This is a genomic window from Massilia sp. AB1 (genome assembly GCF_018119385.1).
Taxonomy (GTDB): domain Bacteria; phylum Pseudomonadota; class Gammaproteobacteria; order Burkholderiales; family Burkholderiaceae_D; genus Telluria.
Genome location: NZ_JAGKSG010000015.1, coordinates 88,214 through 113,713, shown reverse-complemented (window position 1 = coordinate 113,713; position 25,500 = coordinate 88,214). Strand labels below are relative to the sequence as shown.

General features: G+C 68.3%; 23 protein-coding genes. 12 read left to right on the top strand and 11 right to left on the bottom strand.

What is annotated here, in order from left to right; genetic code table 11:
* The 5 genes from J8847_RS11310 to J8847_RS11290 all read right to left on the bottom strand — a co-directional run.
* Positions 1-2,123: bifunctional diguanylate cyclase/phosphodiesterase (locus J8847_RS11310; protein ID WP_211524798.1), on the bottom strand; the 2,123-nt coding region annotated here is incomplete at its 3' end.
* A 104-nt stretch (positions 2,124-2,227) separates the two neighbouring features.
* A complete protein-coding gene (locus J8847_RS11305) occupies positions 2,228-3,925 on the bottom strand; it encodes an ATP-binding protein (protein ID WP_211524797.1) in 1,698 nt (565 codons plus the stop codon).
* Positions 3,925-5,214 carry an HD-GYP domain-containing protein gene (locus J8847_RS11300; protein WP_211524796.1) on the bottom strand — a complete coding sequence of 430 codons (1,290 nt, stop codon included), beginning with the start codon at positions 5,212-5,214 and terminating at the stop codon, positions 3,925-3,927. The genes J8847_RS11305 and J8847_RS11300 overlap by 1 nt, the downstream gene beginning before the upstream one ends.
* 163 nt (positions 5,215-5,377) lie before the next feature.
* Positions 5,378-5,896 carry an ankyrin repeat domain-containing protein gene (locus tag J8847_RS11295; RefSeq protein ID WP_211524795.1) on the bottom strand — a complete coding sequence of 173 codons (519 nt, stop codon included), beginning with the start codon at positions 5,894-5,896 and terminating at the stop codon, positions 5,378-5,380.
* Between the two features lie 48 nt (positions 5,897-5,944).
* Positions 5,945-7,141, bottom strand: a complete 1,197-nt coding sequence (locus J8847_RS11290; protein WP_229429837.1) for an MFS transporter — start codon at positions 7,139-7,141, stop codon at positions 5,945-5,947.
* A gap of 104 nt (positions 7,142-7,245) precedes the next feature.
* Between J8847_RS11290 and J8847_RS11285 the strand changes: the two genes are divergently transcribed.
* From J8847_RS11285 to J8847_RS11275, 3 genes are all read left to right on the top strand, one after another.
* Positions 7,246-8,178 (top strand): LysR family transcriptional regulator, encoded by a 933-nt coding sequence (locus J8847_RS11285; RefSeq protein WP_211524794.1) that lies wholly within the window; start codon positions 7,246-7,248, stop codon positions 8,176-8,178.
* 147 nt (positions 8,179-8,325) lie between these two features.
* The gene (locus J8847_RS11280; protein WP_211524793.1) at positions 8,326-9,027 is read left to right on the top strand and encodes a pirin family protein; all 702 of its coding nucleotides are present in this window, start codon (positions 8,326-8,328) and stop codon (positions 9,025-9,027) included.
* Between the two features lie 52 nt (positions 9,028-9,079).
* Entirely contained in the window at positions 9,080-9,463 is a 384-nt protein-coding gene (locus J8847_RS11275) for an OsmC family protein (protein ID WP_211524792.1), read from the top strand.
* Between the two features lie 4 nt (positions 9,464-9,467).
* Here the strand turns inward: J8847_RS11275 and J8847_RS11270 are convergent, their stop codons facing one another.
* Entirely contained in the window at positions 9,468-10,406 is a 939-nt protein-coding gene (locus J8847_RS11270; protein WP_211524791.1) for a LysR substrate-binding domain-containing protein, read from the bottom strand.
* Between the two features lie 164 nt (positions 10,407-10,570).
* On the opposite strand from J8847_RS11270, the gene J8847_RS11265 reads away from it, so the two are divergent.
* From J8847_RS11265 to J8847_RS11225, 9 genes are all read left to right on the top strand, one after another.
* Positions 10,571-10,837, top strand: coding sequence for a XapX domain-containing protein (locus J8847_RS11265; protein WP_211524790.1), 267 nt, complete (start codon positions 10,571-10,573; stop codon positions 10,835-10,837).
* A gap of 35 nt (positions 10,838-10,872) precedes the next feature.
* Positions 10,873-11,559 (top strand): hydrolase, encoded by a 687-nt coding sequence (locus J8847_RS11260; RefSeq protein ID WP_211524789.1) that lies wholly within the window; start codon positions 10,873-10,875, stop codon positions 11,557-11,559.
* A gap of 99 nt (positions 11,560-11,658) precedes the next feature.
* Positions 11,659-13,530 carry an amidohydrolase gene (locus J8847_RS11255; protein WP_211524788.1) on the top strand — a complete coding sequence of 624 codons (1,872 nt, stop codon included), beginning with the start codon at positions 11,659-11,661 and terminating at the stop codon, positions 13,528-13,530.
* A gap of 1 nt (position 13,531) precedes the next feature.
* Complete coding sequence (locus J8847_RS11250; RefSeq protein ID WP_229429836.1) at positions 13,532-14,212, top strand: YoaK family protein; 681 nt, start codon at positions 13,532-13,534, stop codon at positions 14,210-14,212.
* Positions 14,209-14,769: a TMEM175 family protein gene (locus tag J8847_RS11245; RefSeq protein WP_211524787.1), complete on the top strand. Its 561-nt coding sequence runs from the start codon at positions 14,209-14,211 to the stop codon at positions 14,767-14,769. The genes J8847_RS11250 and J8847_RS11245 overlap by 4 nt, the downstream gene beginning before the upstream one ends.
* The gene (locus J8847_RS11240) at positions 14,756-15,391 is read left to right on the top strand and encodes a response regulator transcription factor (protein WP_211524786.1); all 636 of its coding nucleotides are present in this window, start codon (positions 14,756-14,758) and stop codon (positions 15,389-15,391) included. The genes J8847_RS11245 and J8847_RS11240 overlap by 14 nt, the downstream gene beginning before the upstream one ends.
* Before the next feature lie 112 nt (positions 15,392-15,503).
* The gene (locus J8847_RS24430) at positions 15,504-15,914 is read left to right on the top strand and encodes an AraC family transcriptional regulator (protein ID WP_211524785.1); all 411 of its coding nucleotides are present in this window, start codon (positions 15,504-15,506) and stop codon (positions 15,912-15,914) included.
* Between the two features lie 66 nt (positions 15,915-15,980).
* Positions 15,981-16,583: a DedA family protein gene (locus J8847_RS11230; RefSeq protein WP_211524784.1), complete on the top strand. Its 603-nt coding sequence runs from the start codon at positions 15,981-15,983 to the stop codon at positions 16,581-16,583.
* A 76-nt stretch (positions 16,584-16,659) separates the two neighbouring features.
* Positions 16,660-17,547, top strand: a complete 888-nt coding sequence (locus tag J8847_RS11225) for a hypothetical protein (RefSeq protein WP_211524783.1) — start codon at positions 16,660-16,662, stop codon at positions 17,545-17,547.
* Between the two features lie 12 nt (positions 17,548-17,559).
* On the opposite strand, the gene J8847_RS11220 is transcribed toward J8847_RS11225, so the two are convergent.
* The 5 genes from J8847_RS11220 to J8847_RS11200 all read right to left on the bottom strand — a co-directional run bounded on the left by J8847_RS11220 (position 17,560) and on the right by J8847_RS11200 (position 25,495).
* Complete coding sequence (locus tag J8847_RS11220; protein ID WP_229429835.1) at positions 17,560-18,804, bottom strand: b-glycosidase; 1,245 nt, start codon at positions 18,802-18,804, stop codon at positions 17,560-17,562.
* Between the two features lie 94 nt (positions 18,805-18,898).
* A complete protein-coding gene (locus J8847_RS11215) occupies positions 18,899-19,825 on the bottom strand; it encodes a diguanylate cyclase (protein WP_211524782.1) in 927 nt (308 codons plus the stop codon).
* A complete protein-coding gene (locus J8847_RS11210; RefSeq protein WP_211524781.1) occupies positions 19,822-23,289 on the bottom strand; it encodes a hybrid sensor histidine kinase/response regulator in 3,468 nt (1,155 codons plus the stop codon). Before J8847_RS11210 ends, J8847_RS11215 begins: the two co-directional genes overlap by 4 nt.
* Entirely contained in the window at positions 23,286-24,674 is a 1,389-nt protein-coding gene (locus J8847_RS11205) for an oxygenase MpaB family protein (protein WP_211524780.1), read from the bottom strand. The genes J8847_RS11210 and J8847_RS11205 overlap by 4 nt, the downstream gene beginning before the upstream one ends.
* On the bottom strand, positions 24,671-25,495 hold the full coding sequence (locus tag J8847_RS11200; RefSeq protein ID WP_211524779.1) for a carotenoid biosynthesis protein: 825 nt from the start codon (positions 25,493-25,495) through the stop codon (positions 24,671-24,673). Before J8847_RS11200 ends, J8847_RS11205 begins: the two co-directional genes overlap by 4 nt.
* Positions 25,496-25,500 lie beyond the last annotated feature (5 nt).

The window sequence follows — 25,500 nt, the reverse complement described above, 5'->3', positions numbered from 1 at the left end:
GGGGGGGGGGGGGGGGGGGGGGGGGGGGGGGGGGGGGGGGGGGGGGGGGGGGGGGGGGGGGGCGGGGGGGGGGGGGGGGGGGGGGGGGGGGGGGGGGGGGGGGGGGGGGGGGGGGGGGGGGGGGGGGGGGGGGGGGGGGGGGGGGGGGGGGGGGGGGGGGGGGGGGGGGGGGGGGGGGGGGGGGGCGTGTCCGGGCGGGGGGGGGGGGGGGGGGGGGGGGGGGGGCGCCCCCCCCCCGCGGCCCCGTGCGCGCGGATGTAGGCGGGGCAGTCTTCCGCGCGCAGCGGCCGCGAGTAATAGTAGCCCTGGATCTGGTCGCACTCCGCCTTGCGCAAGGCCGCGACCTGGTCGGCCGTCTCCACCCCTTCGGCCACCACCACCAGGTGCAGGCGGTGGGCCATCGCCACGATGGCCTGCACGATGGCCAGCGATTCCGCGCTCTGGGTCATGTCGATGATGAAGGACTTGTCGATCTTGAGCTTGTCGATGGGCAGGCGCTTGAGATAGGAAAAGCTCGAGTAGCCGGTGCCGAAGTCGTCGATGCTGAGAGTGACGCCCAGCTCGCGCAGCCTGCGCATGATGGAGGCGCTGGCGACCGGATCGGTCATCGACACCGACTCGGTCAGCTCCAGTTCCAGCGTGCCCGGATCGACGGTGGAGGCGCCCAGCAGCTCGCCGACCAGCGCCACCACCTCGGTCTGCAGGAACTGGCGGGCCGACAGGTTCACCGCCACCGGAATCCCCGGCAGGCCTTCCTCGCGCCAGGCGGCCAGCTGGGCCACTGCGGTGCGCAGCGCCCACTCGCCGATCGGTACGATCAGGCCGGTTTCCTCGGCGATGGGAATGAATTCGTCGGGCCTGATCAGGCCGTATTCCGGATGCTGCCAGCAGACCAGGGCTTCGAAGCCGGCGATCGGGCCGCTTGCTGCGCTCGCGCCGCCGCCGTTGCGGATATCGATCTTGGGCTGGTATTGCAGGAACAGTTCGCCGTGCTCCGCCGCGCGGCGCAGGTGGCTTTCCAGGGTCAGGCGGCGGCCCAGTTCGTGCCGCAGGTCGCTGGAGAACTGGTGCACCACGCCGCCTCCGAGGGACTTCGCATGGCGCATCGCCAGCGCCGCGCTGGTGAGCAGGGCGTCGGCGTCGTCGCCGTTGTCGGGATAGCGCGCGTAGCCGATGCTGCAGGTGATCGCGATTTCGTTATCGCCGGAGACGATCTGGCGGTTGACCGCCTTGAGCAGACGGTCCAGCAAGGCGCGCGCCTCGTTGTCGTCGCCGGCGTCGCCCAGCAGCACGATGAACTCGTCGCTGCCGGCGCGCGCCAGCATGTCGCCGTCGCGCAGCTTGTCCTGCAGGCTGCGGGTGATCGCCACCAGGGCCTCGTCGCCGGCGCGGTGGCCGAGCAGCTCGTTGAGGCGCTTGAAACGGTCCAGGTTGATGGAGGCGACGATGGCGTGCTCGCCGCGTTCGCGCCAGCCGGCGATGCCGGTCTGGATCGCGCGCACCAGGGCAGGGCGGTTGGCCAGGCCGGTCAGCATGTCGTGGTTCAGCAGGTAGGCCACCTGGCCGGCGGCGGGCAGGCGCAGCGCGCCCGGCTCGACATCGAGCTCGCGCTGCAGTTCCTGGGCCGCCATCGCCAGCTGGCGGTGGTAGATCTGCTGTTCGACCAGGCGCGCCATGTCGCGCAGGTCGTCCAGCTCCTGGGAACTGAGGGTGCGCGGCCTGGTGTCCATGATGCACAGGGTGCCGAGCTTCATGCGATCCACGGAATGCAGCTGGACGCCCGCATAGAAGCGGATGCCGGGCCCGCCCGTCACCAGCGGGTTGTCGGAGAAGCGGGGATCGTTGGCGGCGTCGGGCACCACCAGCGGTTCGTCGGTGAGGATGGCGTGGCCGCAAAACGAGACGTCGCGCCCGGTCTCGCGCAGTTCGGTGCCGGTGCGCGACTTGAACCACTGGGTGTCCTTGCCGACCAGGGAAACCACGGCCATCGGCGCCATCAGGAGGCGCGCGGTCAGGCGGGTGATCCGGTCGAAGGCCTCCTCGGGGCCGGTCCCGAGCAGCTTGGTGGCGTACAGCGAAGCGATGCGGTGGGCTTCTTCCGGCGGAATACGCGGTTTTTCCATAAGGCATGTTCCAGGCCGCCCCTCATCTGGGCAATGGAACTATTACGCCAGATGTAAGCACTATTTGCAAACGGCATCCTGCCGTGCGCGCCCATGCGGCTTGCTTAAGTGGCTGCCTGCGCCGCCGCCTGCTCGCCCGCTTCCTTCTTCGGAACCTGCTTGGGCAGCACGACGCGGAAACGCGTGCCCTTGCCGACTTCGCTGCTCAGGTCGATCCGGCCGCCGTGCTTCTGCACGATGCCGTAGGACAGGGACAATCCGAGCCCGGTTCCCTGGCCCACCGGCTTGGTGGTGAAGAAGGGCTCGAAAATCCGGCTCAGGTTGTCCGGCGGGATGCCCTTGCCGGTGTCCTCGATCTCGACCCATACCCAGGTGTCGTCGTGCCCGGTGCGCAGGGTGATGTGGCCGGCGCTCTCGATCGCGTGCGCGGCATTGACCAGGAGGTTCATGAACACCTGGTTCAGCTGCTGCGGATAGCATTCGATCTGCGGAATATTCGCATATTCCTTGGTGACCTCGGCCTTGTACTTGATCTCGTTCCAGACCACATTGAGGGTGCTGTTCAAGCCGCCTTCGAGGTCGGCGAACTGCAGGTCGCCGCCGTCCACGTGCGAGAAATCCTTCATGTCCTGGACGATGCGCTTGACCCGGCCCAGGCCGTCGAGCGACTCGCTCAGCAGGCTGTCGAGGTCTTCGCGCAGGTAGTCGGCGTCGACCTCGACCTTCAGCTGCTGGATGGCGTCGCGGTCCTGCTGGCTCAGGCGCGATTCGTAGCCTTCGTAGGCGTCGAGCAGGCGCAGCAGCGAGTGGGCGTAGCGCTGCAGGCTGCCCAGGTTGGAATTGACGAAGCCGATCGGGTTGTTGATCTCGTGGGCGACGCCGGCCGCCAGCACGCCGATCGACGCCATCTTCTCAGACTGCAGCAGCTGGCTCTGGGCCACGCCGAGCTTCTTGATCAGTTCCGCCTGGCGCGCCCTTTCGGTTTCGAGGCCGGCATTGGCCTCCTGCAGGTCGCGGGTGCGTTCCTGGACCTTCGATTCGAGCAGGTCGTGCGACTCGCGCAGCGCTTCCTCGGCGCGCTGGCGGGCCGTGACGTCGGTATAGCCGAACACCCGTCCCACCACGCGCTCGCCCAGGTACTGGGGACGCGAGCGGCATTCGAAGTAGCGCCCGTCCTTCAGGCGCAGCACGTCGTCGGTCTCGTCCAGTTCCGCCACCTGCTGCAGGCGCTGGCTGCAGGCCTCGCCGTCCTCGACCTGCCCGGCGATGTGGGCGATGATCGCCGTGTCGTCGTTGGCCTGGAGGAGGGCGCCCGGGATGCCCCACATCTCGCTGAACTGGCGGTTCATGCTGGTGATCCTGCCGTGCCAGTCCAGCACCAGGATGCCGCTGCCGGTCGATTCGAGGGTGGCGCGCAACTGCGCCAAGGTGCGGTCCAGCAGCTCCTCGACCTGGCGCTCGTGGCGGGTGTCGCGCGCCTGGACCAGCAGCAGCGCCGCGCCCTCGTGCTGGATAGCGCGCACCGATTTCATGACCGTCACGATGCTCCCGTCGGCGCAGCGGTATTCGCCCTGCTGCGCCGCGATGTCCTGGCAGCTGCCGCCGCGCACGTCCTCCCAGTAGAAGACGTCCTGCAGCGAGCTTTCGATGTCGGTGATGCTCATGGCGCGCAGCTGCTCGCTGGAATAGCCGAGGGTCTGCTCGACCACGCGATTGACGAGCTCGATATGCAGGTCGCTCGGATCGACCAGCATCATCATGTGGGGGCTGTGATCCAGCATCAGTTGCTGCAGGCTGTTCATCAGAGTGCCCCGTGCTGGCCTTGCTTGCCGGCGTCAAAGTAATAGCTCACCCGCTTGCGCGGGCTCAGATAGTGGAAGATGTCCTTGGGCACCTGGGCCGGGCGGATCGACTTCACGATGTTCAGGTCGGTCTCGCGGTCCAGGTCGATCAGGATCGCGTCTTCCTCGGCCACCCCGGCCTCGTACACGGTCAGCACCGGCTTGGTCGGACGCGCCGTGTTGACGGTGGCGACCATGCCGATCACGCCATTGGACAGCTGCACGATGGTGCCCGGCGGGTAGACGCCGAGGCAGCGGATGAACACCTGCAGCAGCTTCGGGTCGAAGCGGCCGCGGATCTTGGCGAACATCAGCGACAGGGCTTCATGCGGCGTCAGCGCCTGCGCGATGTTGACCGGGTTGCACAGCTCGTCGTAGCAGTTGGCGATCGAGACGATGCGGCTCAGGACCCCGATAGCCTCGCCGGCCAGGCCGCGCGGATAGCCGCTGCCGTCGAACAGCTCGTGGTGGTCGTGGACGATGGCCATGGCCGCCGCGGGCAGGCCCAGCTTCTGCGCGATCTCGGCGCCGGACTGGCAATGGGTTTCGAACAAGGCTTGCTCGGCGCGGCTGAGCGGGTCGAGCTTGTTCAAGACCTTGTCGGGAATGTTCTTGTGGCCGACGTCGTGGAACAGGGCGCCGATGCCCAGCAGGTTGGCCAAATCCGGCGGCAGCTTGATGTCGCGCGCGATCATCATCGAAAGCAGGGTGACGTTCAGCGAGTGCACATAGACTTCTTCGCCGCCTTGCTTGTCGCCCATGATGTGGATGGCGAGCTCGGAAACGTTGAGCATGGAATCCGTGATCTGGCCGACCAGCTGGTTGGCCATGCGCATGGTTTCCTGCGGTTGCGCGAACAGGTTGCGGTCGATGTCGCGGATGGTCTTGGCTGCATTGACGAAGGCGTGCTCGACACGGGCGGCGTCGTCGCGCTGCTGGCGGATCCGCTCCATCATCGCGCGCTTGGCCGCCATGACCGGGCTTTCAGACGGATTCAAGGGCGCGGCGGGACAGGCGGCAGGCCCGGCGGACGCGGCGGAAGTAGCGGAGGCCGGCGCCGGGCCGACATCGCTGAGCGCCGGGTCGTAACGGACCGTCGTCAGGCCGAGGCTGCGCAGCGTGACGAGCTGGTCTTCCGACTTGATCTTGAATTTGCCGAAGGCAAAAGGATGCTGGAACCATTTGAGGTCGAGGTGGATGAACAGCCCGACCTGGACCTGATCGATGGAGATGGATTGCAGTTCTGCCATGGCGATACCAGTGCACTAGAGGACGATGCGGCCTGTAAGGCACAGGCCGTGTTAAAAAACGCTTCGCTTTACGTCACAATAGCGATGGCTGGAATTGCGGTCAAGAAACAATTGTTTCTCAAGGGAATCCGGTTGGGCGAACGCAACAGGCGCGTCCAGTCGCTCAGGTATAGGCGGCCAGCAGGGCGGCGGTATCGCCCGCACCCATGCGGCGCGCCGCTTCCACCAGGCCGATTCCACCGGCATCCAGCACGCGCGGATCGGCCCCGCGTTCGAGCAGGAGCCTGGCGATCTCCACCCGGTTGAACATGGCGGCGAACATCAATGCGGTCTTGCCGTTCGGGCCCGCATGGTCGGCGCGCGCGCCATGGTCGAGCAGCAGGGCGGCCACCGCCAGGTCGCCCTTGAAGGCCGCGCCATGCAAGGGCGCCTGGCCGGCGTCGTTCATCAGCTCCGGGTCGGCGCCGTGTTCGAGCAGGACCCGGGCCGCATCGACGTGGCCATGATAGCAAGCCAGCATCAGCAGGCTGTCGCCGCGCTCGTTGCGCAGGTTCGGCGGCAGGCCCTGGGCCAGCAGCGCGCCCAGGGCGCCAGCCTCGCCGCTGCGTGCGGACTGGAATACCTGGCGCACCCAGGCCAGGGTGGCTTCATCCAGCTCGGAGGGATCGGGCTTGGGCTGCATCGTGGTCTCGGCGTGCTCGCATGCCCGATTAAAGCATATCCGGCGCGCTCACGCCGCCTGGCGCGCCGCGGCCTGTTCCAGGTATTCGGCGACCCAGGCCGCCAGGCCGACCAGGGGCAGGGCCATGCCCGCCAGCAGGGCCGCATGCCAGCCGTGGCGCGCATACAGCCAGCCTCCCACGCCCGAACCGAGGGCGCCGCCCAGGAAGAACAGCGCGAAGTACAGGCCATTGAGGCGGCTGCGCAGTTCGGCGCCGAGCGTGAACAGGGCGCGCTGGCCCAGCACTAGGTTGGCGGCGACCGCGGCGTCGAGCACGATCGCCGCCACGGCCAGCAGCCCGAGGGCCAGCCAGTGCGCCTGCGGCGCCAGCAGCGGCAGCGCGAAGCTGGCGGCGCCGAGGGCCAGGGCGGCGGCGGTGGCCGGCAAGGTATGGCCGGCGTCGGCCAGGCGCCCGGCGATGGGCGAGGCCACGGCGCCCGCCATGCCGACCAGGGCGAATATGGCGATGCCGGTCTGCGACAGGCCGAAGGCCGGGCCGGCCAGGGCCAGCGGCGCCACGGTCCAGAACAGGCTGAAGGCGCCGAACAGGCCGGCGTGGTACAGGGCGCGGCGGCGCAGCAGCGGCGTGGCGCGCAGCACCGTCCACAGCGAAGCGATCAGGGCACGGTAAGGCAAGGCCGCATCGGGACGGCGCTGCGGAAGGCGCAGGCGCAGCACGGCGGCGAGCAGCCACACCAGCAGCGCGGCGAGCACGAACACCGCCTGCCAGCCGGCGCGGTCCGCCAGCAGGCTCGCCGCGGGGCGCGCGACCATGATCCCGAGCAGCAGGCCGCTGACCACCTGGCCGACGATGCGCCCGCGCCTGGCCTCGGGCGCCAGGTGGGCGGCGAAGGGCACCAGCACCTGCGCCACCACGGCGCCCAGGCCGATACCCAGTGCCGCCAGCAGGAATTGCGCGGCGCCGGAGGCCGTGGCGGCCAGCAGCAGGGCCGCGCCGGTGGCGGCCAGGCCGGTGACGATCAGGCGCCGGTTTTCCAGCAGGTCGCCCAGCGGGACGACGAACAGCAGGCCCAGGGTGTAGCCGACCTGGGTCAGGGTCACCACCAGGCCGGCGGCGGCCGGCGGCATGCCGATGGCGGCGCCGATGGGGCCGACCAGGAGCTGGGCGTAATACAGGTTGGCGACGATGATGCCGGCCGCCGCGGCCAGCAGCATGACCATGCCGCGCGAGGGATTGTTCTGCATGTTGTACTCCAGAGGGGGGGACGAGATAAGCCATTGTAGAGAGGCATGACTCAAAGATAATCTGGGCATAATGCGCTTATACATGTCACTTTTTCTGAACAATCATGGACAAGGTCAAGGCGATGCAAGCCTTCGTACGAATCGTCGAGGCGAACAGCTTTTCCAAGGCGGCGGAAACCCTGGACCTGCCGCGCGCGGCCCTGAGCGCCTCGATCAAGAACCTCGAAGCCTATCTGGGCGCCCAGCTGCTGCAGCGGACCACCCGGCGCCTGTCGCTGACGCCCGAGGGTGAACGCTACTACCAGCAGTGCGCCGGGATCCTGGCCGCCATCGAGACGGCCGAGGCCGGCTTCCTGGGCGCGTCGAGTAGGCCGCTGCACGGCAAGCTGCGCATCGATTTGCCGGGCAGCCTGGGCCGCGCCATCGTCCTGCCGCGCATCGCGCAATTCCGGGAGGCTTATCCGGACCTCGCGCTCACCATCAGCCTGAGCGACCGCCTGGTCGACCTGACCCAGGAAGGCATCGACTGCGCTGTCCGGGTCGGGGTGCTGCAGGATTCGGCGCTGGTGGCGCGGCCGCTGGGCAGCATGCGCTTCCTGGTGGCGGCTTCGCCGGCCTACCTGGCGCGCCGGGGTGTCCCGGCCAGCATCGGCGAGCTGGCCGGGCACGAGGGCATCGTGCATTTCTCGGGGCGCACCGGGCGCGCCTTTGACTGGGAGCTGGAGACGGAGCACGGCCCCGTCAAGCTCGAGCTGGGCGGCGGCCTGGCCGTCAACGACGCAGAGGCCAATCTGTGCTGCGCCCTACAGGGACTGGGGCTGGCCCAGCTCGGCCGCTACCAGGCGCGCCGCCATCTGGAGAGCGGCGAGCTGGTCGAAGTGCTGCCCGGGGTGGAACCGACGCCGATGCCGGTCTCGCTGCTGTATCCACGCGGGCGCATGGCCAGCCCCCGCCTGCAGGCCTTTGCGCAGTGGCTGGAGACGGTGTTCGCGGGCGAGCCGGACCTGGCGCTGAGAGATCATCGAAAATTTCGATGATAGGGCCGCAAATTATCCGTTTTTCAGGGCGGCTGAGGGCGCGCATAATGACTCCATCGCATCGAACAACGCAGAGCAAAGGATGGGAAAGCAAAAGTCCTGAGCATCGACGGGTTCGATGATTCCCAATCACGAAAGGAGCATCCCATGTTGAACGTACGTAAAAGCAATGAACGCGGCGCCGCAAGCTTCGGCTGGCTGAAATCCCGTCACACCTTCTCCTTCGGCCACTACTACGACCCGAAGCACATGGGCTTCGGTCCGCTGCGGGTGATCAACGAGGACAATGTGGCGCCGGGCCGCGGCTTCGACTCGCACGGCCACCGCGACATGGAAATCATCTCCTATGTGCTGGACGGCGCGCTGGAGCACAAGGACAGCATGGGCAACGGTTCGGTGCTGCGCTACGGCGACGTGCAGCGCATGAGCGCCGGCAGCGGCGTCGTGCACAGCGAGTACAACCACTCGAAGACGGAAGGCGTGCACTTCCTGCAGATCTGGATCGAGCCGAACACCGCCGGCGAAGCTCCGGGCTACGAGGAAAAGCACTTCGACGCCGCCTCCAAGACCGGCCGCCTGCGCCTGATCGCCTCGAACGACGGCCGCGAAGGCTCGGTGTCGATGCGCCAGGACGCCTCGATCTACGCCGCGATCCTCAATGGCGACGATGCGCTGACCCACCAGCTGGCGGCGGGCCGCCAGGCCTACGTCCACGTGATCCGCGGCAGCATCACCGTGAACGGCGTCGCGCTGAACGGCGGCGATGCGCTGAAGGTGACTGAAGAGTCGCAGGTGAGCCTGGAAAAGGCCGACGCCGCCGAAGTGCTGGTGTTCGACCTGCCGCAATAAAAACTTTTATGCCGCCCCGCCGGGGGCGGCCAACGACACCAGGGAGCAAGCCATGCAAGTGACAGCCGCACGCGGGACCGGAAAGATGCAGCACGTGATCCAGATCGGGAAGCACCAGCTGCTAACCGACATCCCCGAAGCCATCGGGGGCGAGGACACCGGCCCGGAACCGCACGACATCCTGGCCGCCGCGCTGGCCGCCTGTACCGCGCTGACCGTCAAGCTCTACGCCGCCCGCAAGGGCATGGCGCTGGAAGACATCCGGGTGCGCATCGACCACGGGCAGAAGGACGGCGCCTACGAGTTCAACCGCCATATCGAATACGTCGGCGCACTGGGCGAGGAAGAGAAGCAGCGCCTGACCGATATCGCCAACAAGTGCCCGGTGCACAAGACCCTCTCGGGCACGATCCGCATCAATACGGAAGCGGTGTAGGCATTCAGGCGAGACCGTTGAGCGTGGCGCCGCAAGGCTCCGCGATCATGCGGGCGAAGGGCGAGCTGGCGCGCACCCGGTCGATCCACCACCTGAGCGCGGCGCCGTCCTCGCCGCTGCGCCAGGCCAGGTAGAAAGTCTCGTCGGCCTTGGGCTCGACGACCTGCTTCTCGACCAGCAGTCCCTGGTCGATGGCGGGCCGGGCCCAGGCCTCGGGCAGGAAGCCGAAGCCGAGGCCGCGCACCTGGAATTCGTACTTGGTGATCATGTCCGGCACGGCCAGGGTGTCCTGGCCGAACAGCAGGCCGACGGTGCGGGCGCCCAGCAGGCGCGCCGAATCGGAGACGGAAATGGCGCGATGGGGCAGCAGGTCGGCCTTGTCCAGCGGGCGGTCGGCGCCGGCCAGCGGATGGCAGGGCGCAACGGCGAACACGAAGCGGCTGGTGCCGATCGGTTCGAGGGTGTAGCCGCCGCCGGACGGACCTTCGCCGGCGGCGCCGACCAGCAAGTCGACGCGGCGGTCGAGCAGGGCGTCCCAGGTGCCCGACAGCGATTCGCGGACGATGCGCAGGCGGGTCTGGTCGGCGGCCTCGTAGAAGGCGCGGATGTCGGGTTCCAGCCCGGCGGCGGAGAGCATGGAATCCATGCCCAGCGCGATCTCGGTCTCCCAGCCCGAGGCCACGCGCCGCACCCGGGATTCGAGGTCGGCGGCGGCGCGCAGCAGGTAGCGGCCTTCCTTGAGCAGTTCGCGGCCGGCCGGCGTCAGGGCCACCTTGGGGCCGAAGCGGTCGAACAGGCGCACGCCCAGGTCGTCCTCGAGCTTGGACACGGTGTAGGAGATGGTCGAGGGCACGCGGAACAGTTCCTTGGCCGCGCTGGCGAAGGAGCCCTTGCGGGCGATGGTTTCGATGATCTGGAGGGCGTCGAGGCTGAGCTTGAGCAATTGGCGGTCCGGTCGTAGGCGTGCCGCCATGGTAGCGGCTTGGGGTAGTGTTTGTATAGCAAGCCGCGAAAAGAGCAATCTGATTCTATCGGCGGACTTCGCGTCTGGCGATACTCACGGAGATCGGCGCCCGCCAGCGGCGCCGCCAACAGAAGGAGCGGACGATGTACCTGATTTCATTAGGCGCCGGCATCCTGGCCGGGATCCTGTACGGCTTTCTCAACGTGCGCTCGCCGGCGCCGCCGGCCATCGCCCTGGTGGGCCTGCTCGGGATGCTGATCGGCGAGCAGGTGGTGCCCGTGGCCAAGCGCCTGATCGACGGCGCACCGCTGAGCGCGGCCTGGTTCGCCGAGGAGTGCCAGCCCAAGATCACGGGCCTGGCGTCGAAAGAAAAAGCAGCACCGGGCGACGAGCCCGCACAACACGGTTAAGCGGTAATTTCAACGTTCACACAAGGAGAGACATCATGACCAATCCAAAACTCGAAGTCCTGACCCCGGAAAACTCGCAGCTGATCATCATCGACCACCAGCCGCAGATGGCATTCGGCGTGCAGTCGATCGACCGCCAGACCCTGAAGAACAACGTCGTCGGCCTGGCCAAGGCAGCGAAGGTCTTCGACATCCCGACCATCATCACCACCGTCGAAACCGATTCCTTCTCGGGCAAGACCTATCCGGAGATCCTGGATGTCTTCCCGAACCACCAGATCCTCGAGCGCACCTCGATGAACTCCTGGGACGACCAGAAGGTGCGCGACGCGCTGAAGGCGAACGGCCGCAAGAAGGTCATCGTGGCCGGCCTGTGGACCGAAGTCTGCAACACCACCTTCGCCCTGTGCGCCATGCTGGAAGGCGACTACGAGATCTACATGGTTGCCGACGCCTCGGGCGGCACCTCGAAGGACGCCCACGACTTCGCGATGCAGCGCATGGTGCAGGCCGGCGCGGTCCCGGTCACCTGGCAGCAGGTGCTGCTGGAGTGGCAGCGCGACTGGGCCCACCGCGACACCTATGACGCCGTGATCAAGATCGTCACCGAGCACTCGGGCGCCTACGGCATGGGCGTCGACTACGCCTACACCATGGTGCACAAGGCCGCGGCCCGCAACAAGGGCGAGAACGAAGTGCTGGCGCCGGTGCCTGCCCGATAACAGCGCGGCGAACGCCCACGGTGCGCGACATCCCGTCGCGCACCGCTCGTTTCAACCTGCCGGGCCGCCAGCGCCGGGCAACACGCAAAGGTGAAGACCATGCAAACCAATGATTCCCAGGCGCAGGCGCCGGCCCTCATTCTCTTCAACGGCCGCTTCCACACGGCCGACCGCGGCCGGCCCCAGGCCAGCGCGGTCGCCATCCGCGACGGCCGCTTCCTGGCCGTCGGCGATACGGAGGAGGTGATGCGCCACCGCAGCGAAGGCAGCCAGGTCATCGACCTGAACGGCCGCACCGTCATCCCCGGCCTGAACGATTCGCACCTGCACCTGATTCGCGGCGGCCTGAACTACAACCTGGAGCTGCGCTGGGAAGGCGTGCCCTCGCTGGCCGATGCGCTGCGCATGCTGAAAGACCAGGCCGCGCGCACCCCGCATCCGCAGTGGGTGCGCGTGGTGGGCGGCTGGAGCGAGTTCCAGTTCGCCGAGCGCCGCATGCCGACCCTGGACGAGATCAACGCCGCCGCGCCCGACACGCCGGTCTTCATCCTGCACCTCTACGACCGCGCGCTGCTCAACCGCGCGGCCCTGCGCGCCGTCGGCTATACCAAGGACACGCCGAACCCGCCGGGCGGCGAGATCCAGCGTGACGCCTCCGGCAACCCGACCGGCATGCTGATCGCGCGCCCGAACGCGATGATTCTGTACGCAACCTTGGCCAAGGGGCCGAGCCTGCCGCGCGAGCTGCAGGTGAACTCCACCCGCCAGTTCATGCGCGAGCTGAACCGCCTGGGACTGACCAGCGCGATCGATGCCGGCGGCGGCTTCCAGAATTACCCCGAGGACTACGCGGTCGTCGAGGAACTCGAGCGCGCCAACCAGCTGACCATCCGCATCGCCTACAACCTGTTTACCCAGAACAAGGGCAAGGAACTGGAAGACTTCCAGCGCTGGACGGACATGGTGAAGCCGGGGCAGGGCAGCGACTACTACCGCCACAACGGCGCCGGCGAGATGCTGGTGTTCTCAGCGGCCGACTTCGAGGACTTCCTGGAGCCGCGCCCCGACCTGGCGGCGGGCATGGAGGACGAACTGGAAAAGGTGGTGCGCCACCTGGTCGCGAACCGCTGGCCCTTCCGCCTGCACGCCACCTACGATGAATCGATCTCGCGCATGCTCGACGTGTTCGAGAAGGTCAACCGCGACCTTCCCTTCGACGGCCTGCACTGGATGTTCGACCACTGCGAGACCATCACGCCGCGCAACATCGAGCGCGTGAAAGCGCTGGGCGGCGGCATCGCGATCCAGCACCGCATGGCCTTCCAGGGCGAGTACTTCGTCGACCGTTATGGCGCAGAGGCGGCGCGCGCCACGCCGCCGGTCAAGCACATGCTGGAAACCGGCGTACCGGTCGGCGCCGGCACCGACGCCACCCGCGTGGCCAGCTACAACCCCTGGACCGCGCTGTACTGGCTGGTCTCGGGACGCACCGTCGGCGGCCTGCCGCTGTACGGCAGCGCCGGCCACCTGCCGCGCAGCGTGGCACTGGAACTCTGGACCACGGGCAGCGCCTGGTTCTCGAATGAGCAAGGCAAGAAGGGCAAGATCCAGGAAGGCATGCTGGCCGACCTGGCGGTGCTCTCGGCGGATTTCTTCAGCGTCGAGGAAGAAGCCATCAAGTCCATCGAATCGGTGCTGACCGTGGTGGGCGGCCAGATCGTCTACGGCGCGGCCGAGTTCACGTCGCTGGGGCCGCCGCCGCTGCCGGTGCTGCCGGAATGGTCGCCGGTGCAAAAGGTGCCCGGCCACTACAGGAAAGCCGCGCCGGTCGCGCAGAGCCTGGCCCACCAGTGCCGCGGGGCCTGCGGGGTGCACGCGCACGAGCATGACCGGGCCCGGCGCTCGAACATGCCGGTGTCCGACTTCGGCGGCTTCTGGGGCGCGCTGGGCTGCAGCTGCTTCGCGTTCTGAGATGAAGACGCCCACTTTCCAGCGCCTGCAGGGCGCAAGCATGGGCCTGATGGCCGGCTATGTCGACACGCTCGGCTTCATCGCCCTGTTCGGCCTGTTCACGGCCCATGTCACGGGCAACTTCGTGCTGATCGCGGTGTCGCTGGCCGAGCCTTCGCAGACGCCTTCGCTGCTCAAGCTGCTGGCCTTCCCGGCATTTATCCTGGGCGTGGCGGCGGCGCGCCTGCTGGTCGCCAACTGCGAACGGCGCGGCGTGCCCGCGGTCAAGCCCAGCTATACCTTGCAATTGGTGCTGCTGCTGGGCTTTATGGTGTGCGGCATGCTGGCCGAGCCGGTGGGCAAGAGCGCCGGGCCACTGGCGATGGCGGCCGGCCTGCTGGGCACCATGGCAATGGGCGCGCACAGCGCGGCCAGCAAGCTGCTGCTCACCAGCCTGGCGCCGACCTCGATGATGACGGGCAACGTCACCCAGCTCGTGATCGACGGCGTCGACTGGCTGCGCGGCGCGGGCGATGCCGCTACAAAAGCGCGCTGCGGCAAGTTCTTCTGGCCGGTGGCGGCCTTTGCGGTCGGCTGCGCGATGGCGGCCTTCGCCTATCTGGCGGTCGGGTTTGTAGCGCTGGCGGTGCCGGTTGCGATACTATGTTTGCATCTCTGGCTCCCCGACCATGGCGAACAATGAACAAGAACAGGCTGGAAGCCTTCAGCGACGGCGTGATCGCCATCATCATCACGATAATGGTGCTCGAACTCAAGCCGCCGCACTCGACCGACCTGAGCGACGTGGCCGAGGTGCTGCCGGGCTGGCTGCGCTATGCGCTGAGTTTCGTCTACGTCGGCATCTACTGGGTCAACCACCATGCCTTGCTGGAGCGGGTGGCGCGGGTCGACGCGGGCGCCCTGTGGGCCAACCTGCACCTGCTGTTCTGGATGTCCCTGATTCCCTTCGTCACGGCGTGGGCGGGCGAGCACCCGATGGCCTCCGGACCGGTGGCCCTCTACGGTGTGGTGCTGCTGCTGTGCTCCATCGCCTTCATGATTCTGTCGTGGACGCTCAGGGCCAGCCATGCCATGTCCTGGCAGAGCGGCAAGAACCGCGTGTCGATCGTGCTGTATGCGCTGGCGGTGCTGCTGTCGCTGGTGTACGCGCCGCTGGGCGCGGTGATCCATGTGCTGCTGGCCATCGTCTGGCTGGTGCCTGGCCGCAAGGACCGGGGCGGAGGCCATGTTGAAGCGTGACGGCGCACCGATCCGCGTCCTGATCGCGGACGACCACCCGCTGATGCGCGAAGGGATCGCCGCCGTGATCGGGAGCCAGCCCGACATGGAGGTGGCCGGGGAGGCCGGGGACGGCGAGGAGGCGGTCGCCGCATACCGCCGGCTGCGCCCCGACGTGACCCTGGTCGACCTGCAGATGCCCAAGATGAACGGCATGGAGACCATCCATGCCATCCGCGCCGAGTTTCCGACGGCCTGCCTGGCGATTCTCACCACGTTCCGCGGCGACGCTCGCGCGATGCAGGCGATCAAGGCCGGCGCCCAGGGCTACCTGCTCAAGAGCGCCCTGCGCAAGGAACTGAGCGACGCGGTGCGCCAGCTGGCGGCTGGCCACCGCTATATTCCGCCGCAGGTAGCGGCGGAGCTTGCGCAGCACCTGGGCCAGGAGCCGCTTACCGTGCGCGAGCTGCAGGTGCTGGAATTGAGCGCGCGTGGCCAGGCCAACAAGCAGATCGGCGCCGGCCTGGGCCTGTCGGAAGACACGGTCAAGGGCCATATGCGCAGCATCATGGACAAGCTGGGCGCCAGCAACCGCACCCACGCAGTAACCATCGGCATCGAACGGGGCTTTTTGGAGGTGTAGTACCCACACTTTCGTGGGGGCTGCTCCTGCCACCAACTTGTCTTTTCGCTTAGGCCGCCGCGTTGCAACATTGTGTCCTGAACACACCGTTCAGACACGATGGAGAAATGACGTGCACACTGCGTTCCCGAACCCGGCCGCCAGGCCGATTGCGCTGCCTGCCAGGCCGCGGACAGGCGGCCTGCCGGACTGGCAGCTCAGGCGGATCATCGCTTATATCGACGCCAACCTGGGCGCGACCTTGCGTACCGGCACCCTGGCCGCGACCCTGGGATTGAGCGTGAGCCACTTCACCCGCGCTTTCAAGCACAGCGTCGGTGTCCCGCCGCGGGTGTATGTGATGCGCCGGCGCCTGGCCGCGGCCTGCGCCGCGATGCTGGCTTCGCGCGAGCCGCTCACCGCGATCGCCCACGCCCATGGATTTTGCGACCAGTCGCATTTCACCCGTACCTTCCACGAAGTGATCGGCGTGTCGCCGCATGCCTGGCGCCGGCGCCAGGAATCTGCCCTGGAAGCGGCCTAGCGAACAGAGCGGTGTTGGCGCCTGGGATAAGGTGGGGCCTGTCGAGATGATCAGGAGCGCCCAGCGATGTTCGACTTCATCACCAAATTCCTCGAGACCAGCGGCTACCTGGGCGTGTTCGCCCTGATGGCCCTCGAGAACGTGTTCCCGCCGATCCCTTCCGAGCTGATCATGCCTTTCGCCGGCTTCGTGGCGGCGCGCGGCGACCTCAACGTGGTCGGGGTGCTCCTGGCCGGCACGGCCGGCTCGATCGCCGGGGCCTTGCCCTGGTATTACGCGGCCAAGATCTATGGCAAGGAAAGGCTGGAGAACTTCGCGGACAAGCACGCCCGCTGGATGACCGTCACCCACGGCGAAATCGACCATGCGCTGGAAGCCTTCGAGCGGCATGGGCGCAAGGTAGTGCTGTTCGGGCGCCTGATTCCCGCCATCCGCACCCTGATTTCGGTGCCGGCCGGCCTGGCATGCATGCCCTTGGGCCAATTCCTGCTGTTTTCGACCATCGGCTCCCTGATCTGGACCGGGATCCTCACCGGCGCCGGCTACCTCCTGGAAAGCCACTACGAGCGCGTGGCCGATTATGTCGATCCGGTCTCGAAAGCGATCCTGATCGGGCTGGTGCTCTGGTATGTGTACCGTGTTATCACCTGGAAACCCGCGAAAGCCTGAGCCGGCGCCGCGTACCCGGCGCGGGGCTTTGCGCGGATTGGCTACAATCGGCTTGTCCGTAAGCAGAAGTCAGTAGATGAAGAGCCAGTTGTTGGAAGATATCGGCGACAGCCAGCCGGCGCCGCCCCGAAAGCGCAGCAGTGCGGCGCCGCCACCGCAGGCCGCACCCGATCCCGCCGTGCGTCCGCGCGTCTGGCGCAGCAGGCATCCCGCTCCAGTCGCCGAGCCCGCGCCTGAGTTTCACCCTCCGCCTCCAGCGGAAGCCCCCACGGAGCCGCATTTCTTCGAGCCGCCGCCGGGCACCCCATCCTTTGCCAGCCAGCAACCGGATCTGAGCATCCAGTTTCCTGACGAGCCGGTCCACTGGATGGATCGCTGGGGCCGCAAATTCTTTGGCTGGACCATTGCGGCCGCCCTTGTGGCGGGCGTATTGGGGACCGGATGGTGGATCTACGGCGACACGCAGGTTGAATCGACGCTGGCGATGGTTGCGGATCAGACGCCGACGGCTGCGCCGGCAGCGCCGCCAGCGGCCGATCCGACAGCGCCTGCCGTCGAGCCCGCACCGGCCACCGCCACCACGGACCTGGCCGTACCCGAACCGGCCCCGGCAGCGCCCGCACCCATCGAAACGCGCGAGCCCTCGACACCGGACGCTGCGACGGTCGCCGCCGCCGCGGCGGCGCCGATCGTTGCCGCCGCGCCCAAGCCGAAGAAGAAAGCGGCCGCTCCGGCCGTACGGCGGAACGCCGGGAAACGCACGCCTGTCCGGACCGTCGCGCGCCGCGAACCGCCGCCGGCACGCGTTGTTCTACCGCCGCCGCCCCCGCGCCCGGAACCGGAACCGGCCGGCGACGCGCTGGCCGAAACCCTGCGCCAGTGCCGCGCGGCCGGGTATCACGCGACCCTGTGCATCAAGCGCGGCTGCACCGCCACCAAGTTCGGCCTGGCCTGCCGCGGCTGACAGAAGCGGCGTTCAGTGCCAATCTTTATCCGGTTGCATATTAAGCCGGTGCGCCGCATCGATCACGTCCTGCAGTTCCACCGGGTCGCTGAACGGATCCTCATCCAGGCTGGTGACCCGGTTCAGCTCCTTCTGCCAGCGGCGTAGTTCGGCCACGTACTCCTGGTGCGGCACGCGCTTGAGGTCGCCGTCCTCCTCGACCAGGTCGCATATGCCGTTGTGTACCCATTCGCCGGTATGCCAGTCCGGCATGTCGACCCCGGGGAACAGGCAGATTCCCTGCAGGTCCATGCCGCGGTGCACGGCCGCCAGCGATTCTCCCATGACGTCCCTGAGCCAGCTGTCGCGGCCCTGGCCGAGACCGCTGGTTTCGCCGATGATCATCGGCCGGCGATAGCGTTCCCACACGGTCTGCAGCATGTCGCACAGCGGCGCGATGCGGTCGTCGCCGGGCGGCAGCGGCGCGTGCGGCCCGTGCTCCCGGTATTCCATCTGCCCGAAGGAATAGTTGTTCACCCCGACGATGTCCAGGATCCCGGGCGAGCCGCCGAATTCGGGATGCTCGCGGCCGCAGATGATGTCCCAGGCCAGGAAGGTGTCCACATAAGTCTCGTGGCGCGCGGCTTCCTCCTGGTCCGGCCGGTCGCGCGGCGCCACCACCTGCACCAGGGGATCGACGTGCACCATGCGCGCTTCGGGATCGACTTCGCGGATCGCCTTGACGCCCGCGATCGCCGCCCGGCACAGCGCCTCCAGCAGGCGCATCCTGTCCTCGCGGGTGCAATGGTAGGGCGCGGCCCAGCCCCATTCGCCAGCGCAGTAGGAGAAGAAGGTGATCTCGTTGATCGGCGTGAAGAAGTGCGGTCCGCGCACTTTCGGAATCACGTACTCGGCCGCGGCGCGGCAGTAGGCGGCGAAGCGGGTCACGAATTCGTCCGAGAATGGGTCGAGGTCGTCCGGATAGCCGTAATGGCAGAGGTCCCAGATCGGGATGACGCGCGAGGCGTTCATGGCCTCGATGAAGCGGTCGATGGGCGAGAAGTCGTAGCCGCCGTCCTTGTCCACCATCGGCCAGGGAATGCCTTCGCGGGCCACGGCGATGCCCAGGCTGCTCAGGAACTGGTAATCCTCGGCGGCATGCCTGTCGTGCCCCGTTTCCGCCACCAGGTTGCGCCGCACCCGATTGCCCCAGAGGAAACTGGAGCATTCGAAGCCGGACAAAAAGAATGTCGGAAAAATCCCTGGACGCTGTGCCATGCCACTCTCCTTTTCGCGCTCCGCCTGTGCGGCCGAGGTCGTAGGATGCCACGACATGCCCGGGCCGAGCGCGAGATAGGAGGAAGGCGCGCGGCTAGCGCTGGCTGGGCTCCTCTTCGCGCCAGGCGATGCGGTTGCGGCCCGCCTGCTTGGCCCGGTAGAGCTGGGCGTCGGCCGCCTCGAACAGGTCCGCCTGCAACTCGCTGCTGTCCGGCGCCAGGGTGGCGCCGCCCACGCTGACCGTCAGCACCGGCGCCACGGCCGAGGCTTCGTGGGCGATGTCGAGGCCGGCGACGGCCTCGCACAGCGCTTCCACCACCTGGCGCGCCTGGACTGCGTCGGTCTCCGGCATCAGCAGCACCAGTTCCTCGCCGCCGTAGCGCGCCGCCAGGTCGGCCGGGCGGCGCATGGCCGTCCCCGCGACCCGCGCCACCGAGCGCAGCGCCCGGTCTCCGGCCGGATGGCCGTAGCGGTCGTTGAACTGCTTGAAGGCGTCGATGTCGAGCAGGGCCAGCGACAGCGGCCGCCCGGTGCGCCGCGCGCGCTGCCACTCGAGGGCGTACATCTCGTCGAAGCGGCGGCGGTTGGCCAGCTCGGTCAGGCCGTCGATATTGGCCAGCCGTTCGAGCATCCTGCGCTGGCGCACCACCTGCAGGTGCAGGGCCACGCGCGCCATCACGACGGTGGGGTTGAAGGGCTTCACGATGTAGTCCGAGGCGCCCATCTTGAGGCCGTTGGCCTCGTCCTCGGGACGGTCCAGGCCGGAGATGAAGATCACCGCGATGTGTTCGGTCTGCGGGTCCGCGCGCAGCTGGCGCAGCACCTCGTAGCCGTCCATGTCGGGCATCATCACGTCGAGCAGGATCAGGTCGGGCGCATGGCGCGCCGCCCGTTCCAGGGTCTGAGCGCCGTTCTTGGCCAGCAGCACCGTATATTCCGGCTTGAGCAGGTCGCCCAGCACCTCGCGGTTGATGGCGTCGTCGTCCGCCACCAGGACCTTTTGCGTCTCCACGATATTCACGCCACGCCCTCCAGGCTCACATCCAGATCGAGCGCCAGCGCGCCCAGGGGCGCGAGCGCGGCGCCGTACTCGATGTCCTCGACCGCGCGCCGCACCGGGGCCAGGGCGCCGGCGTGCGTGGTGCCCGCCAGCAGGCTCTCGAGCTCGGACAGCGCGTCTTCGGCGCGCGCGTCGTCGTCGGCCAGGTAGGATTGCAGGCGCTGGATCACCTGGGCCACCGCGTGCGGATCGGCCTGGCGCGGCAGCGCGGCCGCGGCCAGCTGGGCCAGGCCCGCCAGCACCGTCTCCGCGCTTGCCACCAGCGCCGGCACCTGAACCGCCAGCCGCTCGAACTGGCCGGCGCGCAGGTCTTGCTCGAGCCGGTTGGCCGCAGCCGACAGCTCGAATGCGCCCACGTAGGCCCCGCTGGACTTGAGGTTATGGGCCAGCGACTGCAGGCGCGCGTGGTCGCCGCCGCTCAGCGCTTCGCGCAGGATGCGCGGCGCGCCCGCGTACTCGCGCACAAAGCTGCCGGCGCGCTTTTCCAGGCGGCTGCGCTGGCCGCTCACGTTGTCCAGCGCCTGGCGCCAGTCGATGCCCGGCACCGGCGGCAGGGCGCCGACCGGCTCGGAAACCGCGGGATGCGCGGCCGCGGGCGGCAGGGTGCGGCCCTGCAGGCGGGCCGGGTCGATCCACTTGAGCAGGGTGCAGAACAGCAGGTCGGGATCGATCGGCTTGGTGACGTGGTCGTTCATGCCGGCCGCCAGGCTGCGCGCGCGGTCGCTCGGCAGCGCGTGGGCCGTCATCGCGACGATCGGCAGTTCGGCCAGGCGCGGGTTGCGGCGGATCTCGCGCGCCGCGCTCAGGCCGTCCAGTTCGGGCATCTGGATATCCATCAGCACCAGGTCGTAGTCGCCTTCCTCGGCCATGCGCACCGCCTGGACGCCGTCGAAGGCCACATCCACCGACATGCGCGCGGCGGCCATGAAGTCGAGCGCGACCTCGCGGTTGTTGGCGTTGTCCTCGGCCAGCAGGATGCGGGCGCCGTCCAGGCGCGGAATATCGGGCAGGGCGGGCATGCCCGGCAGCGCCGCCGGCGCGCTCAGCGCGGCCGCGTCGGTGGACGGATGCAAGACCTGCAGCAGGCTGTGGTAGAGCAAGGCCGGGCCGACCGGCTTGTGCAGGAAGCCGTCCAGCGGCAGTTCGCCTTCCTGCTGCAGCACCGACTCGCGGGTGCAGGCGCTGACCATCAGGATCGCCGGCGGCGCGGCGTCGCGCGCGCAGCGGCGGATGCGGCGGATGGTCTCCATGCCGTCCAGTTCGGGCATGAGGTAATCCATCAGCACCACCTGGTAGGGCTGGCCGTCGCTCTGGGCGCGCTCCAGCGCCACCAGGCATTGCTCGCCCGAGGGCGCGGCGTCTGCGCGCACGCCCAGGCCATGCAGCATCTCGACCAGGGCTTCGCGCGCGGTGCCGCTGTCGTCGACCACCAGGGCGCGCACGTCCTGCAAGGTGGCCTGGCGCACCGCGGCGGTGCTGGTGTGGCCGGCGGGGATCCCCAGCGGAACGGTGAAGCGGAAGCAGCTGCCCACGTTCGGGCTCGAGGTGACCGAGATCGCGCCGCCCATCAGTTCCACCAGCTGGCGCGAGATCGACAGGCCCAGGCCGGTGCCGCCGTACTTGCGGGTGATCGAGCTGTCGGCCTGGGTGAAGGACTGGAACAGCAGGCCGAGCTGCTCGGGCGTCATGCCGATGCCGGTATCGCTCACCGAGAAGGCCAGCACCACGCTGCCGTCGCGGGTCTCGTCGACATCGACGGAGACCACGATTTCGCCCCGTTCGGTGAACTTGACGGCGTTGCCGGTCAGGTTGATCAAGACCTGGCCGAGGCGCAGCGGGTCGCCCACCAGGCGGGTCGGCACCCGGGCGCCGACCCGGAAGATCAGCTCCAGGCCCTTGGCATCGGTCTTCAGCCCGGTCAGGCTGGACAGGTGGTCGAGCATCTCGTCGAGCTCGAAGGGCACCGATTCGATAGTCAGCTTGCCGGCCTCGATCTTGGAGATGTCGAGGATGTCGTTGATGATGCCCAGCAGGTGCTCGCTCGAGCCCAGGATCTTTGACAGGTAGTTGCGCAGCTTGGCGCTCGGCTCGGCCATCAGGGCCAGGCGGCTCATGCCGATGATGGCGTTCATCGGGGTGCGGATTTCGTGGCTCATGTTGGCCAGGAATTCCGATTTCATGCGCGCGCCCGCTTCGGCGCGCAGCATTGCGGTCTGCATGGCCTTGGTGCGCAGGCCGAGGATGCGCATGAATACCAGCATGTCGAAGGTGCTGCCGAATTCGAGCGCGTGCATGGTCCAGAAGTTGGCCGGCAGCTCGCCCTTGATCATCAGGGCCGAGATCAGGGCCGCCGCGAAGCTGACCGCCCAGCCGACCAGGAAGTAGGTGCCGACCGCGTCGCCGGCGCGCGCGCGCCGAAAGGCGCCCGGGAGGCCGAGCAGCATCGGCATGATGCCGAGGGTGCCGATGATGGCCACCAGGTAGTGGTGGCTGATCAGGCCCGCGCCGAAGCCGATGGCGCTGATCACGCACAGCGACGCGAAGGTCTTCATCAGGCGGCTGAAGATGCGGTCCATGCCGGGACGCGCGAGCGACTGTTCGACGAACAGGTAGGCGCCGCAGGAGGCGAGGATCGAGGCCAGCCCGGCGCCGTGCTCGCTCAGCCAGGCGTTGTCCTGCCACAGGAACTGGTCGGCGATGCCGAACCAGCAGGCCGAGTACATGGTCACGGCGCCGACCAGCAGCGCGTACTTGCCGAACAAGGGCTCGCGCAGCGTGATCCACTGGCCCACGCTGTACAGGAACAGGCACAGGCCCAGGCCCAGCATCAGGCCTTGCAGCATTTGCTCGCCGAGCGAGGCGCCGTGGAAGGCGTCCGGCTGCAGGAACTCGATCGGCAGGATGAAGGCGCCGTGGCTTTCCACCCGCACCAGCACCGTGTGCCGGGCGCCGGCGCCAAGGCGCATCACGACCGCGGGCACACGGCCTTTCAGCGCCCAGCCGTCCTGGACATCCGCGCGTCCGGCCGTACCGACCTTGCGCACCACGCCGGCGCTCTCGACGAAAACATCCACCTTGTCGAGCAGGCCGAAGTCGATCTGCATCACCCAGTTCTCGGGCGCGCCGGCGGGCACCGTCACCGGAATGCGCACCCAGGTCGCGCCCTGCTGCATGCCAAGCGTGGCGTAGGCGGTAAGCGGACGCGCGAAGCGTTCGTGGGCGCTGCTCGCAGCGACCGGGTCCATATCGCCGTCCGGGTCGTTCATCACCGTGACGGCGGACCAGGCTTCCACGCGCTTGACGCCGGCGCCGAGTTCGAGCGGCGCGGCCAGGGCGGCCAGCGAGCAGAAGGCCAGGAACAGGAACACGAGGATGGCGCGCAGCCGAGCCAGGGGGGCGAAGGGTGATGCAAAGGTGGTGCTCATGCCTGGCGTGTCTCCGGGGGCGGTGCGGGACGCGCCAGGCGCGCCTCGAGTCGTTTCATGAAGGCCGGGGCCTTGTGGTCCTCGCACCAGCACTGCATCGCCTCGTCGACCTGGCCGAGCAGGGCCTCGGGCAGCTTGAGCGGGCGGGTCTGGTCCATCAGGAAGCGGGTGGTGAGGCGGTAGCCGGCGACCCGGGTCAGCAGGCGCGAGATCGAAAAGCCGGGCACGAAGATGCGCACCAGCGCGTCGATCAGGCGCACCGTGCCCAGGCCGAGGGCGAACAGGGCGCGCGACAGCAGCGAGACGCGCTTGGTCAGCCCCAGGTCGCGGCTGGCCTGCTTGCCGCACAGGTAACGGGTCAGCAGGATCGGGAAGGGCTTCAGGATCCGCAGCGGCAGTTCGTTGGCCATGGCCTGCATCAGGGCGGCGGCCAGCGGCGGGCGCGGGTCGGCTTCGTGCGGATCGGCGGCCAGTCGCGCATCCCAGGCCGCGCGGCCGCGCGCCTGCAGGACCTGGAAGCGGGCGGAGGCGTCCTCCATGGTCCAGGCCATCAGCTCGCGCTCGATGCCGATCAGGTGGCCCAGCACGTTCCAGGCGTGCAAGTAGGCTTCCTCGTCTTCGCGCGGCAGGCCCAGGCCCAGGCGGCGCAGGCCGCGCAGGAAGGCGTAGTGGAAGGTCAGCAGGGTATAGGCCAGTTCTTCCTGGTTGCAGGGCAGGCCGTCGCGCCGGCTGTCCCAGCCATGCGCGTACAGCACATGGTGCAGGCCGTGGCCGGCGGGCGCCAGCGGCGCGACCGGGCAAGCGGCGGGCGAATCGCCCGGCGCCCCGCGCAGGATCAGGTGGCGGATGGTGGCGTGGATCAGGCGCACCTTGAGCGCCTGGGCGACGCCGCCGCCGCCCGGGTCGGTCAGGCCGCCGCGCATCATGACCGGGAAGATCATCGCGGCGGTGGAGCGCACCCGGTAGTCGGTATGCAGTTCCAGCTGGCCGGCCGCCTGCAGCACCGCCGACAGGTCCGGCAGGATGTAGCATTCGGGCAGGCTGGAACAGAACAGCAGGGTGCAGGACAGCATGCTCATGTCCATGAACAGCTTTTCCGCGCGCGCGATGCAGGCCTTGTCGGCCCATTCGGGCAACTGGCTGCAGCTGCGCACATAGTCTTCCAGCGCCGCCGCGATCGCCGGGTCCGCGCCCGGCGAGGCGCGCCAGCCCTGCAGGCTGCCGTTGGTGTCCCAGCGCGCCAGCTCGGCGTTGATCCGGTTAATGCGCGGGAACAGCCGCGCCGGGTCGGCCGCGCTGTCGCCCAGCATGCGCGCCACGGCATGGTCGGCCGCGGGGTCGGCGCGCAGTGCGGGGTTCAGCAGCTGCGGGGCATCCGGCTTCATGCGGCCTCCGCGCGCAGCGATGCGACGCCGTTCCAGCGCTGCAGGCCGAGGAGGGCGCAGAACAGGGGGATGCCCATCACGAAGGTGGCGATGGTGCGGGTCTCGACCGGGAAGCCCTGGGTGATCTGGAAAACCATCAGGCCGCCGTAGATGGCGAGCGGCACCTGAACGTCGCGCAGGCGCAGCGCCTGGGAAGCGCGCGGCGGCCACTTGCGCAGGCTCAGGCGGAACAGGAACACGATCACGAAGGCCACCAGCATCCAGCCGACGAAGCCTTGCAGGGTCTCGCCGAACCACCAGCCGTCCTTCTTCTCCATCTCCCAGGCCTTGAGCTTGTAGACCATGTAGGGGTCGACCCCGAGGTCATAGGCGGTGATGACGAGGGCCGCCAGGAAGGACATCGTCAAGGTCTGGCCGACCGGGGTGACGCCGTCCGACGGGGTCTGCCAGGCGATCAGGTTGGCGATCACGTAGCCGCAATAGCCCAGGGCGAACCACATCAGGGGAATCACCATCGGCACGTCGCCCACGCGCGGACCGAGGACGTCGGTATAGGTGTACTTGCCGAAGAACCAGCCGTGCGAAGAACCCATCTGTTCCGCGAACCAGCCGATCGGCAGCGCGATCAGCGCAAAGCGCAGGGCCGCCTGCAAACCCAGCAGGTGCGCGGCGCTGGCGAAGCAGCAGCCGAACATCAGGAAGGAGCTCAGGACCAGCAACTGGGTCTGGCCGCTCCAGCCGCGCAGCAGCAGGACGGTGAGAAAAGAACCCAGCAGGGCGAGCGTGAACCAGGACAAACGGTGGTGATGCGTAGACGTCATTTATT